General features: G+C 66.2%; 6 protein-coding genes. All 6 read left to right on the top strand.

From position 1 onward, the window contains the following. Positions 1-120 precede the first annotated feature (120 nt). Positions 121-9,252 (top strand): retention module-containing protein, encoded by a 9,132-nt coding sequence (locus ABKS89_RS08950; RefSeq protein WP_348589595.1) that lies wholly within the window; start codon positions 121-123, stop codon positions 9,250-9,252. A gap of 179 nt (positions 9,253-9,431) precedes the next feature. Continuing rightward, a complete protein-coding gene (locus ABKS89_RS08955) occupies positions 9,432-10,616 on the top strand; it encodes a thiolase family protein (RefSeq protein WP_138212734.1) in 1,185 nt (394 codons plus the stop codon). A 379-nt stretch (positions 10,617-10,995) separates the two neighbouring features. After that, on the top strand, positions 10,996-12,051 hold the full coding sequence (locus ABKS89_RS08960; protein WP_348589593.1) for a putative 2-aminoethylphosphonate ABC transporter ATP-binding protein: 1,056 nt from the start codon (positions 10,996-10,998) through the stop codon (positions 12,049-12,051). Between the two features lies 1 nt (position 12,052). Then, entirely contained in the window at positions 12,053-13,768 is a 1,716-nt protein-coding gene (locus ABKS89_RS08965) for a putative 2-aminoethylphosphonate ABC transporter permease subunit (protein ID WP_348589591.1), read from the top strand. A gap of 110 nt (positions 13,769-13,878) precedes the next feature. Next, the gene (locus ABKS89_RS08970; RefSeq protein ID WP_037012373.1) at positions 13,879-14,904 is read left to right on the top strand and encodes a putative 2-aminoethylphosphonate ABC transporter substrate-binding protein; all 1,026 of its coding nucleotides are present in this window, start codon (positions 13,879-13,881) and stop codon (positions 14,902-14,904) included. Between the two features lie 334 nt (positions 14,905-15,238). Beyond that, complete coding sequence (locus tag ABKS89_RS08975; RefSeq protein WP_348589589.1) at positions 15,239-16,369, top strand: TIGR03364 family FAD-dependent oxidoreductase; 1,131 nt, start codon at positions 15,239-15,241, stop codon at positions 16,367-16,369. The last annotated feature ends 99 nt before the right edge of the window (positions 16,370-16,468 follow it).

Consider the following 16,468-nt stretch of genomic DNA (forward strand, 5'->3'; position numbering starts at 1 on the left):
TCCTTTTCGCACCCTTCGCAACTTTCTTCGCAGCATCCGGATACAAGCGTGCCATGGCCTGTTTCGGTCAATCGTGTGTCGGTGGAACCGGCCACGGGATGTGCAGCGGAGGAAGGACTCATGGCTACTTTGATGGGTGTCGTCAGCAAGGTAATCGGCGAAGTGTTTGCGGTAGCCGCCGATGGATCGCGTCGTCCTTTGGAACAGGGAGACAAGGTTTTTGTCGGTGAGCAGCTGGTCACCGGCGCCAACGGCGCAGTCGCGCTGAAGATCGCGGGAGGCGGCGAAATCACGCTGGGGCGTGACAGCGCCCTGCCGCTGACCTCACAGATGCTGTCGGCCGCGCACCAGGCCGACCAGGGTGACCAGTCGGTTGCCCAGCAGCAGCCGGCGACGCCGACCAAGCAGGACGTCACCGACGTCAAGGCCTTGCAGGCCGCCATCGCCGCGGGCATGGACCCGACCCAGGCTGCCGAAGCCACCGCCGCCGGCCCGAGCGCCGCGGGCGCCGCCAACGGCAAACCCGGTGGCGGGCACTCCTTCGTGCTGCTGACCGAAGTGGGCGGGCATATCGACCCGACCATCGGCTTCCCCACCGGGCCCATCGGCTCCGGGCCGTTGCCCCTGCGTGAGTTCGACGGCACCCCGGATGTACGCCCCGAGGCCGAGCCGCCCGTGGTCCCGCCGGATGGCGTGCCGAGCGCCGGCCCCAGCGGTCCTGGTGGCGCCAATGTGTTCGAGGCCGGCCTGCCCGGTGGTATTCCCGATGGTGTGGGGGAGGGGGCGACCCACTCCGGCACCCTGGGCTACAGCTTCGGGCCAGATGGCGTTGGCAGCTTCTCCTGGGGCACCGCAGGGCTGCCCAGCCTGACCTCCGGTGGCGTCGCCATCACCTATAGCGTCAGCCCCGATGGTCATGTGCTCACCGGCAGCGCCAACGGCACGCCGGTCTTCACCGTGACCCTCACCGATATCAACACCGGTGCCTTCGAGGTCACCCTGCTGCAGCCGGTGGATCACCCGGTCAAGGGTTCCGAAGACACCCTGAACTTCGATATCCCCTACACCATCACCGACGGCAACGGCACTCCGGCCAACGGCACGCTGACCGTGGGCATCGTCGACGATGCGCCGCAGGCCAGCCTGTCCGCCGACATTGGCGTGGACGTGCTGCTGCAGACCCATGACGCCAACACCGCTGGCGCTGCCTTCGACACCTCCACCGCCGACTACAGCTCGGCCTTCCAGGTGACCGCCAACTACGGCGGCGATGGCGCCGGCACCACCCAGCTCAGCTACAACCTGAACCTGGTAGGCGGCAACGGCACCGACTCGGGCCTGACCAGCGGCGGCGCGACCATCTACCTGTACAGCGTGGGCGGCGCCATCGTCGCTTCCACCTCCGCCAGCGCCGCTGGCATCACCGGCGAGAACACCATCTTCAGCCTGTCGGTGAACGGCAATAGCGGTGTGGTCACCCTGACCCAGTTCAGCGCCGTGGACCATGCCCTGCCGGGCAGCGATGGCAACTACGCCAGCCAGAACGCCGTGCTCGATTCCGGCCTGGTGCAACTGCAGGGCAACCTGACGGTGACCGACCGTGATGGCGACAGCGTTTCCTCCAGCAGCTCGCTGGACCTCGGCGGCCGCGTCAGCTTCACCGACGACGGCCCGACCATCGCCGTGGGCGAAACCGAAGGCCTGCACCTGACGGTGGACGAGTCCGCCCTGGGGGCCGACGCCACCAGCAGCGTGGCCGCGGGCGATCTGTTCAACGCCCAGTTCGGCGCTGACGGCGCCGGCTCGATCACCTACAAGGTCGAGACCCAGGACAACACCGACAGCGGCCTGAAAGACACCGCCACCGGCAGCCAGATCTTCCTGTTCAACACCGCCAGCGGCGTCGAAGGCCGCGTGGGCGGCGTGAACGGTGAAGTTGCGTTCCGCGTGACCCTCGGGCAGGACGGCAAGATCACCCTGGATCAGGTCCGCGCGCTGGTGCACCCGGACAACGCCGACTCCAATGATCCGCTCAGCATCGGTGCAGGCAAGATCAGCCTGACCGCTACCGTGACCGACGCCGATGGCGACCATCAGAGCGCCGGCCTCGACTTGGGCAGCAAGCTGACCTTCCTCGACGACGGCCCGAGCATTTCCGTGGGCAGCACCGAAGGCCTGCACCTGACGGTGGACGAGTCCGACCTGGGCCAGAACGCCACCAGCACCGGTTCTGTGGCCGATCTGTTCAACGCCCAGTTCGGCGCTGACGGCGCGGGCTCGATCACCTACAAGGTCGAGACCCAGGACAACACCGACAGCGGCCTGAAAGACACCGCCACCGGCAGCCAGATCTTCCTTTTCAACACCGCCACCGGCGTCGAAGGCCGCGTGGGCGGCGTGAACGGTGAAGTTGCGTTCCGCGTGACCCTCGGGCAGGACGGCAAGATCACCCTCGACCAGGTCCGTGCTCTGGTGCATCCGGATAAACTGGATGCCAACGATCCGCTGAGCCTGGGCGAAGGCAAGATCAGCCTGACCGCCACCGTGACCGATGCCGACGGCGACCATCAGAGTGCCGGGCTCGACCTGGGCAGCAAGCTGACCTTCCTGGATGACGGCCCGCGCATTGCGCCCATCGAAGGCAGCGACCTGCACCTGAGCGTCGACGAAACCACCCTGGGCCAACCGGCGACCAGCACTGGCTCGGTGGCCGACCTGTTCAACGGCCAGTTCGGCGCTGATGGCGAAGGGTCGATCACCTACAAGATCGAAGCCGCCAACAACACCGACAGTGGCCTGACCGATACCGCCAGCGGCCAGCGGGTAATCCTCTTCAACACCGCCAACGGAGTGGAAGGGCGCCTGGAAACCAGCGGCGAAACCGCCTTCCGCGTGACCCTCGGCCCGGACGGCAAGGTCACCCTGGAGCAACTGCGCGCGCTGGTGCATTCCGACACCAGTGATCCCAATGACTCGCTGAACCTGGCCGGCAAGATCGCCCTCAGCGCGATCATCACCGACAAGGACGGCGACAGCGCGACCACCTCGATCGACCTGGGCGGCAAGCTGACCTTCCTCGACGATGGCCCGAGTATTACGCCGAACACGGGACACGACCTCCAGCTGACGGTGGATGAAACCAACCTGAACTTGGATGCCACCAGCACAGCCAGTGTCTCCGACCTGTTCACCACGCACTTCGGTGCCGATGGTCCGGGGCAGATCACCTACAAGATCGAGACCGAGGACAAGACCGACAGCGGCCTGAAAGACACGGCCACCGGTGACTCTATCCTCCTGTTCAACACCGCCAGCGGTGTGGAAGGCCGGGTCGGTGGCGAGAACGGTGCGGTCGCCTTCCGCGTGACCCTGGGCCAGGACGGCAAGATCACCCTCGACCAGGTGCTCGCCGTCGTGCATCCGACTCCGGGTGACAACAACGAAGGGGTCAGCCTCGATGCGAACACCCTGACCCTGACCGCGACCATCACCGACAAGGACGGCGACAGCTCCTCGGCGCACATCGACCTGGGCAGCAAGCTGACTTTCCTCGACGACGGCCCGAGCATCGCGTCGTGCGAGGACGTGGACATCAAGCTGACGGTGGATGAGACCCACCTGAACGTCGATGCCACCAGTTCGGCCACGGTGTCCGACCTGTTCAACGCCCACTTTGGCGCCGATGGTGCTGGCTCGATCACCTACAAGGTAGAGACCAGCGACAACACCGACAGCGGCCTGAAGGACACCGCCACCGGCAGCAAGATCTTCCTGTTCAACACCTCCAGTGGTGTGGAAGGCCGCGTAGGCGGTGAAGACGGTACCGTCGCCTTCCGTGTGACCCTGGGGCAGGACGGCAAGATCACCCTCGACCAGGTGCGCGCTATCGTCCATCCGACAGCGGGCGACAATAACGAAGGTGTCAGCCTCGACCCGAACACGCTCACCCTCACGGCCACCATCACCGACAAGGACGGCGACAGCGCCCAGGCCCACATCGACCTGAGCGGCAAGCTGACCTTCCTCGACGATGGCCCGAGCATCGAGCCTTGCAACGATGCAGACATCAAGCTGACCGTGGACGAAACCCACCTCGGCGTGCCGGACACCAGCAGCGCTTCGGTGGCCGACCTGTTCACCACCCACTTCGGTGCGGACGGTGCCGGGTCGATCACCTACAAGCTGGCCGGCGCCGACAACACCGATAGCGGGCTGAAAGATACCCAGAGCGGTGCGAAGGTCTACCTCTACAACACCGACAACGGCATCGAAGGTCGCCTGCAAGGCACCGACACCGTCGCCTTCCGCGTCTATGTCGATGGCGATGGCAAGGTCACCCTGGAGCAGCTGCGTGCGCTGGCGCATCCGGACACCGGCAACCCCGATGACTCCCTGAGCCTCAGTGGTCAGGTCACCCTCACCGCGACCATCACCGACAAGGATGGCGACAGCGCCAGCGCCCACATCGACCTGGGCAGCAAGCTGACCTTCCTCGACGACGGCCCGAGCATTGTGCCGTGCCTGGACGCCGACATCAGCCTGGAGGTGGACGAGTCCGACCTGTCGAACAACGCCCGCGTCGAAGTCAGTCTGGTGTCCCAGCTGTTCACGCCGAGCTTCGGCGCTGACGGCGCAGGCACCATCACCTACAAGGTGACCACGGTCGATGGCACCGACAGTGGCGTGCAGACCACCCAGGGCCAGGCCATCCTGCTCTACAACGTGAATGGTACAGTGGTCGGCAAGGTTGCCGTTACCGGCGACATCGCCTTCGTGGTCAGCGAGGACCAGGGCGCGCTCACGCTCGACCAGCGCCTGGCGCTCAAGCACCCGGATGCCACCAACCCGGATGAGGCACTGCGCCTGCCCGACGGCAAGATCACCCTCACCGCCACCATCACCGATGGCGACGGCGACAAGGCTTCGGCCCATGTCGACCTCGGCAGCAAGATGGTGTTCTACGACGATGCCCCGAGCATCAGCGCGAATACCCAGGGCGCTCCCAGCCTGGTGGTGGACGAGACCAACCTGGCCAACAATGCCAGCGCGGACTTCTCCGGCCAGTTCAACGGCAACTACGGTGCGGATGGACAGGGCTCGCTGACCTACAAGGTCGAAGCCGTCGCCAATGGCGGCGACAGCGGCCTGCAGACCAGTCAGGGCCAGACCATCCTGCTGTTCAACGAAGGCTCCAGCGTGGTCGGTCGCGTGGGCGGCCCGGCTGGTGCCATTGCCTTCAAGGTCACTGTGACCGACGGCGTGGTGACCCTCGACCAGCAGATGGCGCTCAAGCATTCGGACGCCAGCAACCCCAATGACTCGGTGAGTATCGCCGGCGGCAAGATCAACCTGGTCGCCACCATCACCGATGGCGATGGCGACTCCAGCCATGCAGAACTCGACCTGGGTAACCGGCTCGCCTTCAACGACGACGGCCCGAGCATCAGCGCCAACAGCCAGGGTGCGCCGGTACTGACGGTGGACGAAACCAACCTGGCCGCCAACGCCAGCGCGGACTTCTCCGGGCAGTTCACCAGCAGCTTCGGCGCCGACGGCGCCGGCACCCTGACCTACCAGCTCAGCGCCGTTACCAACGGCATGGACAGCGGCCTGAAGACCACCGATGGCCAGACCATCCAGCTGTTCAACGAAGGCGGCAATGTCGTCGGCCGCATCGGCGGAGACCAGGGGGCGGTCGCCTTCAAGGTCACCATCGCCGGTGGCGTAGTCACCCTCGACCAGCAGATGGCGCTGCAGCACTCGAACGCCAGCAACCCCGATGACTCGGTCAGCCTGCTGAGCAACAAGATCAACCTGGTGGCCACCATCACCGATGCCGACGGCGACTCGCTCTCCGCCAGCCTCGATCTGGGCGATCGGCTGACCTTCAAGGACGACGGCCCGAGCATCACCGCCAACGCTGGCCAGGCGCCGGTCCTCACGGTGGATGAAACCGTGCTGACCACCGATGCCACCGCCAACTTCAGCGGCGCCTTCACCTCCAACGGTGGTGCTGACGGCGGCACCGTCAGCTACAGCCTGTCGGCGACCGACGGCACCGCGAGCGGTCTGCAGACCACCAGCGGGCAGAGCATCGTACTGGTCAAGGTCAGCGATACAGTGGTCGAGGGCCGCGTGGGCAACGCCGGCGGCGCGGTCGCCTTCAGCCTGACCCTGAACAGCACCACCGGTGACCTGACGCTCGATCAGAAACTGGCGTTCAAGCACACTGACACAGCCAACCCCAACGACTCGGTGAGCCTGCTGGGCAGCAAGATCGCCCTGGTGGCGACCATCACCGACGGTGATGGCGACCAGCAATCCGCCAGCGTCGACCTGGGTGACAAGCTGGTGTTCAAGGACGACGGCCCGGCGCTTATCGCCGGTGGCAACGTGACCGGCCAGGTCATGGAAGATGCGCTGCCCGGCGGCAACCCCGATGGTGCCAGCGACACCACGACGGCCAAGGGCTCGCTGAGCAGCCTGGTGAACTTCGGTGCTGACGGCCCCGGTGCCTTCTCGCTGACCGGCGACTACTCCTCGCTGACCTCGCAGCACCTGACCTCCGGCGGCGTGGCGCTGGTCTACAGCGTGGTCGGCAACCTGCTGACCGCCATGGCCGGCGCCAAGACCATCTTCACCCTGTCGGTGGATACGGCGGGCAACTACGAGTTCAAGCTCGTCGGTCCGCTGGATCATCCGCTGCACAATGGCAGTGATACGGAGCAGCTGGCGCTCAACCTCGGCGGCCTGATCAAGGCCACCGACGGCGACGGCGACCCGGTCAGCCTGGGCAGTGGCTCGCTGGTGATCAACGTGCAGGACGACCTGCCGGTGGTACACAGCGAGCCGCCGTGCCAGGACGTGTCCGAGGTTCCCGGCTTCGTGCTCAACGGCACACTCGACGTGAGCTTCGGCGGCGACGGCCGCGGTGCCTTCGACCTCAGCGGCAACACCGCGCCGGATGGCCTGACCTACGTGGTTACCCAACTGGCCGGTGGCGGCTCGCAGCTGACCGCCTACGACGGTTCCAACGAGGCGTTCTTCGTTCTCAAGGTCAATGCCGACGGCACCTACAGCTTCGAAGTGCTCAACTCGCGGCCGATCTCGACGGTGGAATACGATCTTGCCCAGCTCGCCGCCGGCGGTCCGCGTCCGTCGGCCTCCTTGACGTCTGACGGCCTGACGGTGGTCTTCACCAGCCCCAACGGCAATGTGAACCCCTCCAACAATGGCATGGGTGTGGGCGGCAACAACCTCATCACCCCCGGCGAGAACCTCAACATCGCCTTCAGCGAGAAGATCTACGACGTCAGCTTCGACGTGCAGAAACTCTCCACCAGCGATGTGCTCACCTGGAAGGTGCTCGGTGACGGCGGGGTGGTGCTGGCGACCGGCACCTTCTCGCCGCCGGCCGGCTACGGCGAGAACAGCTCGGCCTCCTTCAACCTGCTGACCGACGGCCACTTCACCAGCGGTTCGGCCTTCCAGCTGTCCGAAGGCGGCTTCAACTCCGTGGTGCTGAGCAGCAGCAGCGGCGACTACCGTCTGGTCACCGTCTCCGCCGGGCAATCGGTCCTGCCGGAGAACCTGGACCTCAACTTCCACGTCGGCCTCACCGACGGCGATGGCGACAGCACCGGGCTGAACCTGTGCCTGGACCTGAGCTCCCCGCAGTCGATCCTGGTGGTGGGCAGCAACAGCAGCGACCTCGACGGCTCCAGCACCCAGCACACCCTGCCCAACCCGCAGGATGTGGACAAGTCCGGGACCATCAGTGGCGGTGCTGGCAACGACGTGCTGGTGGGCGATCCGGGTGGCGTGTCGGTCTATACCCAGCCGGGCAAGAACTACAACATCTCGCTGATCGTCGATACCTCCGGCAGCATGAAGGACCCCTCCGGTACCGGCAGCCTGTCGCGCATGGACCTGGCGAAGAACGCGCTGGTGAACCTGGTCAACGCCATCAAGGGTCATGACGGGGTCATCAACGTCAGCCTGGTGTCGTTCGGCGACAACGCCACCCGCGTCAGCTACAACGGCCTGACGGCAGCCAACGTGGCCTTGCTGATCTCCGCGATCAACGCGCTCAGCGCCAATGGTGCGACCAACTATGACGATGCCATGCAGAAGGCTTCGGCATGGTTCAACACCCAGGTCGGCACCAACCACGCCGATGCGGCTCACGGCTACGTCAACCTGGCGTTCTTCCTCACCGACGGCAACCCGACCGTCTACAACGGCAACTCCGGCAGCGGCAACAGCACCAGCTACAACGACATGAACGTCGCGATCACCTCGGGCAACGACATGCTGCACCATGCCGGCACCCTCGTCGGCGACAACTCGGTGGCGGTCAATGCCATCGGTATCGGCAACGGCATCAACAGCGACTACCTGCGCTACTTCGACAACACCAACACCACCGGCACCGTGGTGACCAATGTCGACGGCACCAACCTCTCCAATACGGTCGGCCAGCCGCAGATCATCAACACCGCCGAGCAGTTGCAGGCGGCGCTGCAGGAAGGCTTCAGCACCAGCACACCGGTGAGCGTGGGCAACGACCACCTGGTCGGCGGCGCGGGCAACGACATCATGTTCGGCGATGTCATCAACACCGACCAGTTGGCCTGGGCCGGGCATGCCGCCGGCACGCACAACGGCCAGGGCTTCCAGGGACTGGTGGACTACCTGACCGCCACCAACGGCACCGCGCCGACGGCGGCCACGATCAGCAACTACATCATCCAGCACGCGGATCAGCTCAACGTCGCCGGGGACATGCGCGGTGGCGACGACACCCTCGAAGGCGGCGCCGGCAATGACCTGATGTTCGGCCAGGGCGGCAACGACAAGCTGATCGGCGGACCCGGCGACGACATCATGTACGGCGGCACCGGCGCGGATGAGTTCATCTGGAAGTCCGGCGATACCGGTCACGATGTGATCAAGGACTTCAACATCGCCGAGCACGACGTGCTGAACTTCGCCGACCTGCTGCAAGGGGAAACCGCCACGGCCTCGTCACTGGCGCATTACCTGACCTTCTCGGTCAACGCCGGCACCACCACCATTGGCGTCAGCCCGATCAGCAATGGCACCGTCACCCAGACCGTCGACCTGGCCAACGTCGACCTCGCCGCCAAGTACGCGGGCCATGCCGGCAACGGCGTGCTCTCGGCGGGGGATACCCAGACCGTGCTCAACGGCCTGCTGGGCGATCACGCGATCAAGACCGACACCGTCTGACCCCGTGTGAAGCCTCTTGAAACCGCCGCCTTCGGGCGGCGGTTTCGTTGCTGCCCGCCCAACGAGGGTGGGGGCACGGCTATACGGCTGGTGAATGATCGTCGCCCTGTGTCCTCACTGGCGCCTATGCTCGGGGCCACACCATCCTCCCCAACGAACAACAAGCAACGAGGTTTCCCATGCGCGAAGTGGTGATCGTCGACAGCGTCCGTACCGGCCTGGCCAAGTCCTTCCGTGGCAAATTCAACATGACCCGTCCGGACGACATGGTCGCCCATTGCATCGACGCGCTGCTGGCGCGCAACAACCTCGATCCGCTGCTGGTGGACGACTGCGTGGTCGGCGCGGGCTCCAACGAAGGCGCCCAGGGCCACAACATCGGCCGCAACGCCGCCGTACTGTCGCGCCTGGGCACCCATGTCGCCGGCATGACCCTGAACCGCTACTGCTCCTCGGGCCTGCAGGCCATCGCCATTGCCGCCAACCAGGTGGCTTCGGGCTGCAGCGACATCCTGGTGGCCGGCGGCGTCGAGTCCATCACCCTGACCATGGGCAAGCAGAACCTCGACAACTTCGTGAACCCGCGCCTGAAGGACGAGTTCCCCGGCATCTACTACCCCATGGGCCAGACCGCCGAGATCGTCGCCCGCCGCTACAACGTCACCCGCGAGCAGCAGGACCTGTACTCCCTGCAGAGCCAGCAGCGCACCGCCCGCGCCCAGGCCGAAGGCCTGTTCGACGATGAAATCGTGCCGATGAGCGTGAAGTACCTGGTGGAAGACAAGGCCACCGGCGAGAAGAAAGTGCTCGACGGCGTGGTCGACCGCGACGACTGCAACCGCCCGGAAACCACCCTCGAAGGCCTGAACTCCCTCAAGCCGGTGTTCGCCGAGGACGGCTCGGTCACCGCCGGCAACGCCTCGCAGCTCTCCGATGGCGCCTCGATGACCCTGATCATGAGCCTGGAGAAAGCCCTGGAACTGGGCCTCAAGCCCAAGGCCTTCTTCCGCGGCTTCACCGTCGCCGGCTGCGAGCCGGACGAAATGGGCATCGGCCCGGTGTTCTCGGTGCCCAAGCTGCTCAAGGCCAAGGGCCTGCAGGTCGCCGACATCGACCTCTGGGAACTCAACGAAGCCTTCGCCTCGCAGTGCCTGTACGCTCGCGATCACCTGGGCATCGACAACGAGAAGTACAACGTCAACGGCGGCTCCATCTCCATCGGCCACCCGTTCGGCATGACCGGCTCGCGCCAGGTCGGCCACCTGGTGCGCGAACTGCAGCGCCGCAACCTGCGCTACGGCATCGTCACCATGTGCGTGGGCGGCGGCATGGGCGCCACCGGCCTGTTCGAGGCCGTTCGCTGAGCACGGCGGGCGAGGGCGCAGGCCCTTGCCCGGATGGCACCGATCGCTCCACGCAAGCGGTTCGGTGTCGCTGAGAGACCCCCGGCGGTGACGCCGGGGGTTTTTCATTTGTGCTTCCCTTCAGGGGCGGGCATAACCACGAAATGTCGGCGCCAACCTGTAGGAGCGCCCCATGGGCCCGCTCCTACACAAAGCGCGGCCCGGGCTCTACACCGCCACATCCAAAAAATTTTCGCCCCCATACCCAAATCTGCCTATGGATCTATCGGCGCACTTGGCCCTTTAGCAATAGTGCCGTCGCAATCGCTCCCTAGCATGGACCTCGTTCCTTCACGCCACGGCTCACGCGGCGTGGACCATAAGAAAACGAGGTACCGCCATGCATCCCACCATCGCCGGCACGCCGCTCAGCGTGCGCCATATCCGCAAGCGCTTCGGCCAGTTCGTCGCCCTCGACGGCGTGTCGCTGGACGTCAAGGCCGGTGAGCTGGTGTGCCTGCTCGGCCCCTCCGGTTGCGGCAAGACCACCCTGCTGCGCTGCATTGCCGGGCTGGAGCAGCAGGACGAAGGCACCTTGCACCTGGGGCAGCGCGATGTGTCGAACCTGCCGCCGCAGGCGCGGGACTACGGCATCCTGTTCCAGTCCTACGCGCTGTTCCCCAACCTCACGGTCGAGCAGAACATCTCCTATGGCCTGACCAACGCTTCGAAGGATGAAGCCCGCAGCCGCGTCGCCGAGATGCTCGAGCTGGTCGGCCTCACCGGCAGCGAGAAGAAGTACCCCGGCCAGCTTTCCGGGGGCCAGCAGCAGCGCGTTGCCATGGCCCGCGCGCTGGCGCCCAGCCCGTCGCTGCTGCTGCTCGACGAGCCGATGTCGGCGCTGGACGCCCGCGTCCGCGAGCACCTGTGCGGCGAGCTGCGCCAACTGCAGAAGAGCCTGGGCATCACCACCGTGATGGTCACCCACAACCAGGACGAGGCCATGCTGATGGCCGACCGCATCGCGGTGATGAACCACGGGCGCATCGAGCAGTACGGCACCGCCCAGGATATCTACAGCACCCCGAGCACGCCCTTTGTGGCCGAGTTCGTTGGCCAGGGCAACTGGCTGCCGTTCGAGCGCGGCAGCGATGGCCATGCCCGTGTCGGCAGCCTCAACCTGCGTCTGCACAGCCAGGCGCCGAGCGCCTCGGGCCGGCTGTTCTGCCGCCCGGAAGCGATCAGCGTGAACCCCGCCGTGCACCAGGAAAACCTGTTCCGCGCGCAGATCCGCGAGATCACCTTCCTCGGCAACCGCTGCCGCATGAGCTTCGAGCTGGAACAGCTGCCGGGCCACGCGCTGCTCGCCGAGCTGGCGCCCGAGGACATGCCGCGCCTGGGCACCCCGGACATCTGGGTGTCGCTGCCGCCCCGTAGCCTGCAGGTGTTCGCCTGAGATGGAAGCCGTGGTGAAACACAGCCCGGCGCTGCCCGCCGGCAAGATTCGCAGCGATCTGGGTGATCGTCTGTTCGTGCGTGGCGGCAAGTACCTGCTGCTGCTCCTGCTCACCCTCGCGGTACTGATGCCGCTGCTGGCCATCTTCTGGCGCGGCTTCAGCGGCGAGGCGGGGCAGGGCGGTGGCCTGGCGGCCATGGGCGAGCTGCTGCGCAGCGACAATTTCCACTGGCTGCTGGGCAACAGCCTGAAGGTCTCGCTGAGCGTGGCGTGCATCGTCGTGCCGGCGGCCTACCTGTTCGCCTACGCGCTGCAACGCACGCTGATCCCGGCCAAGGGGCTGTGGCGCGGGATTTCCCTGCTGCCGCTGCTGGCGCCGTCGATGCTGCCGGGCATCGCGCTGATCTACCTGTTCGGCAACCAGGGCCTGCTGCGCCACCTGCTGCCAGACAACATCTACGGCTTCTGGGGCATCGTCCTCGGCGAAGCCATCTATACCTTCCCCCATGCGCTGATGATCCTGCTGTCGGCGCTGTCGCTGGCCGATGCCCGCCTGTTCGACGCCGCCTCGAGCATGGGCGCCGGGCCCTGGAAGGCCTTCCGCAGCATCACCTGGCCGGCTTCTCGGCAGGGCGTGTTCGCCGCCTTCTGCCTGGTGTTCACCCTGACCATCACCGACTTCGGCGTGCCGGTGGTAGTGGGCGGCGACTACCAGGTGCTGGCGCTGGAAGCCTACAAGGCGGTGGTCGGCCAGCAGCAGTTCGGCCGTGGTGCGCAGATTGGCATGATCCTGCTGCTGCCAGCGCTGCTCAGCTTCGCCGTCGACACCTGGCTGCGCCGCCGCCAGGGCGACGCCATGAGCGGCCGTGCGCAGGTCTACCATCCCAAACCGTCGCGTCGCCGCGACGGCGCCTTCCTTGCCATCGTCGTGCTGATCAGTGCGGTGCTGCTGGGCGTGCTGGGCATGGCCGTGTACTCCTCGCTGGTGAAGTTCTGGCCGTACAACCTGTCGCTGTCGCTGAACCACTACGACTTCAACACTACCGCTGGCGGCGGCTGGCTGGCCTACCGCAACAGCCTGACCATGGCCGCGTGCACCGCGATCATCGGCAGCGCGCTGATCTTCACCGGCGCCTACCTGATCGAGAAGACCCGCGAGCAACGCTGGCTGAGCCAACTGCTGCGCATGCTGTGCTTCGTGCCGATGGCCGTGCCGGGCCTCGTGCTGGGTCTGGGCTACGTGTTCTTCTTCAACTTGCCAGGCAATCCGCTGCACGTGTTCTACGGCAGCATGGCGCTGCTGGTGGTGTGCACCATTTCCCACTACCTGACCACCGCGCAGATGACCGCCACCGCCGCGCTGCGCCAGCTCGACGGCGAGTTCGAGGCCGCCGCGCTGTCGCTGAAGATGCCGCTGTGGCGCCACTACCTGCGCGTCACCGTGCCGATCTGCCTGCCGGCGCTGCTGGACATCACCCGCTACCTGTTCGTCTCGGCGATGACCACGGTCTCGGCGGCGATCTTCCTCTACAACCCGGACACCATCCTCGCCGCCGTCGCCGTGCTGAACATGGACGACTCCGGCAACGTCGGCGGCGCCGCTGCCATGTCGACCCTGATCCTGCTCACCTCCGCGGCCGTGTCGCTGCTGCTGGCCGGCGCCTCGCGCGGCCTGCTGCGCCGCTCCCAGGCCTGGAGGACGGGCGCGAACCCGTAACACCGCTGGACGCTGTCGCCCGGCGCCTGTGCCCTTTCAGGTCAGCTGCCGGGCTCAACCCCTGACAAACCCGCCCCGAGCGGGAGACCAACACTGCCAAGGAGCTCCACATGTTCAAACGTCTTGCCCTCGCCGCCGCCGTGGTTGCCGGTTTCGCTGCACAGGTCCACGCCGCCGACACCGAGCTGACCGTCTACACCGCCCTGGAGCCGGAACAGCTGACCGCCTACAAGCAGGCCTTCGAAGCCGAGAACCCGGACATCAAGATCAAGTGGGTGCGCGACTCCACCGGCATCGTCACTGCCAAGCTGCTGGCCGAGAAGGATCGCCCGCAGGCCGACGCCGTGTGGGGCCTGGCCGCCTCCAGCCTGGCCATCCTCGACCAGCAGGGCATGCTGGAGAAGTACGCGCCCAAGCACCTGGACGCCATCGGCAAGAACTACCGCGACCCGGCCAACCCGCCGGCGTGGGTCGGCATGGACGTCTGGGCCGCGACCATCTGCTTCAACACCGTCGAGGCCGAGAAGCTGGGCCTGGAGAAGCCGGTGAGCTGGCAGGACCTGACCAAGCCCGAGTACAAGGGCAAGATCGTCATGCCGAACCCGGCTTCCTCGGGCACCGGCTTCCTCGACGTCTCGGCCTGGCTGCAGACCTTCGGTGAGAAGCAGGGCTGGGCCTACATGGACGCGCTGCACGAGAACATCGGCCAGTACGTCCATTCCGGCTCCAAGCCGTGCAAGCTGGCCGCCGCCGGCGAATTCCCGATCGGCATCTCCTTCGAGTACCCGGCCGTGCAGCTCAAGCGCCAGGGCGCGCCGCTGGACATCGTCCTGCCGAAGGAAGGCCTGGGCTGGGAAATCGAAGCCACCGGCATCGTCAAGGGCACCCAGCATGAAGCCGCGGCGAAGAAACTCGCCGACTTCTCCGCCAGCCCGAAAGCCATGGAGCTGTACAAGGAAAACTTCGCCGTGCTGGCCCAGCCGGGCATTGCCAAGCCGCAGACCGAACTGCCGGCCGACTACGAACAGCGCCTGATCAAGAACGACTTCGCCTGGGCCTCGAAGAACCGCGACGAGATCCTCGCCGAGTGGCGCAAGCGCTACGACGGCAAGTCGGAGAAGGTCGCGCAGAAGTAAGGTTCGGCTGAAGTTCGACTGTGGTTCGGCACTGGCGGCTCCCTCTCCCCAACCCTCTCCCTGAAGGGAGAGGGGGCTGTCCGGTGTGTTGGTTCGAGGTTGGTGCACTCCTGAAACCCAGGAGGGCAGTATGGTGCGGCGGCTGAAGGCGTATCCGCTCCACTGGAGACTGCCTCGGACTGACATTGGCATCCACTCGATGCTCTGAAGTAGCAGGATTAACGCTGAATTCTTCTCGGCAGAGGAGGGTTCCCTCTCCCTTCGGAGCGGGGCGCGTAGCCAGGGCTGGGAGAGGCGCTTTTCTGCTTGTTTTATACGCAAGGAACTTATCCCCATGAACCAGACCCACTGCGACGTCGCCATCGTCGGCGCCGGCATCCTCGGCCTTTCCCACGCCTACGCCGCCGCCCGCCGCGGCCTCTCCGTGCGCGTCTTCGAGCGGACCGCCACGCCCCTGGGCGCCTCGGTGCGCAACTTCGGCCAGGCGCTGGTCACCGGCCAGCCGCCGGGCGTGATGTCAGAACTGGCCCGTGCCAGCCGGCCGATCTGGGCGCAATGGGCGGAGGGGGCCGGGTTCTCCCTGCGGCGCAATGGCTCGTTGCTGTTCGCCCGCAGCGAAGCCGAGGAGCATCTGCTGGAAGCCTTCTGCGCCGGCCGCGCCAGGGAGCTGGACTACCGCGTGGGCCTGCTGCGCGGCAGCGAACTGAACGACCTCTACCAGGGCCACTTCCGCCACCACCGCGCGGCGTTGCTGGGCTTCGACGACCAGCAACTGTATTCCCGCGAGGCGCTGCCGAGCCTGATCGACTACCTGCGCCGCGAGCACGGCGTTGAGTTCCACTTCTCCACCCTGGTGCGTGACGTCGACACCGGCGTGCTGCGCACCACGGCGGGCACCTTCACCTCCGGGCAGGTGATCGTCTGCTCCGGCCACGACTACCAGACGCTGCTGGCCGAGGTCATCGCACCGCTGGAACCGCAGGTGTGCCGTCTGCAGATGCTGCGCGCCCGCCCGCAGGTCGATCTGGGCCTCGCCCATTCGATCCTCACCGGCCTGAGCTGCGTGCATTACGGCGCTTTCTCCGACCTGCCCGAGGCCGAGGCGGTACGCGAGCAGATTCGCCGCGAGACGCCGGAGCTGGAAGAACAGGGCATCCACCTGCTGGTCAGCCCGACGCCCCATGGCGAGCTGATCATCGGCGACTCCCATCACTACGGCAGCGACGCGGCGCCATTCAATGCCGAATTCGTCGACCGGCTGATGCTGGAGCTGGCCGAGGACACGCTGGGTATGCGCGTGGAGATCGTCGAGCGCTGGCAGGGCGTCTACGGCTCGCGCGGGCCGGGACCGTTCTCGGTGCTGCAGGCCGCCGACGGCATCACCGCCGTGCTGATGCATACCGGCGTGGGCATGAGCATCGGTCCGGCGCTGGGTGAGCGCACCGTCGCCGCGCTGTTCGGCTGACACGGGGCTGTCATCTGCCGTTCACCCGGTTCTGATAACACCGGAAGGGCGATGCGGCTTTCGTAGGGCGGATGAAGCGGAACGCTTCATCCGCCTTGG

Source organism: Pseudomonas sp. LABIM340, from assembly GCF_040017195.2.
Taxonomy (GTDB): domain Bacteria; phylum Pseudomonadota; class Gammaproteobacteria; order Pseudomonadales; family Pseudomonadaceae; genus Pseudomonas.

Bases quoted from the DNA above. Each gene is read 5' to 3' on its own strand.
- ABKS89_RS08950 (WP_348589595.1), top strand. From the start codon at position 121: ATGGCTACTTTGATGGGTGTCGTCAGCAAGGTAATCGGCGAAGTGTTT.
- ABKS89_RS08975 (WP_348589589.1), top strand. From the start codon at position 15,239: ATGAACCAGACCCACTGCGACGTCGCCATCGTCGGCGCCGGCATCCTC.
- ABKS89_RS08965 (WP_348589591.1), top strand. From the start codon at position 12,053: ATGGAAGCCGTGGTGAAACACAGCCCGGCGCTGCCCGCCGGCAAGATT.
- ABKS89_RS08960 (WP_348589593.1), top strand. From the start codon at position 10,996: ATGCATCCCACCATCGCCGGCACGCCGCTCAGCGTGCGCCATATCCGC.
- ABKS89_RS08955 (WP_138212734.1), top strand. From the start codon at position 9,432: ATGCGCGAAGTGGTGATCGTCGACAGCGTCCGTACCGGCCTGGCCAAG.
- ABKS89_RS08970 (WP_037012373.1), top strand. From the start codon at position 13,879: ATGTTCAAACGTCTTGCCCTCGCCGCCGCCGTGGTTGCCGGTTTCGCT.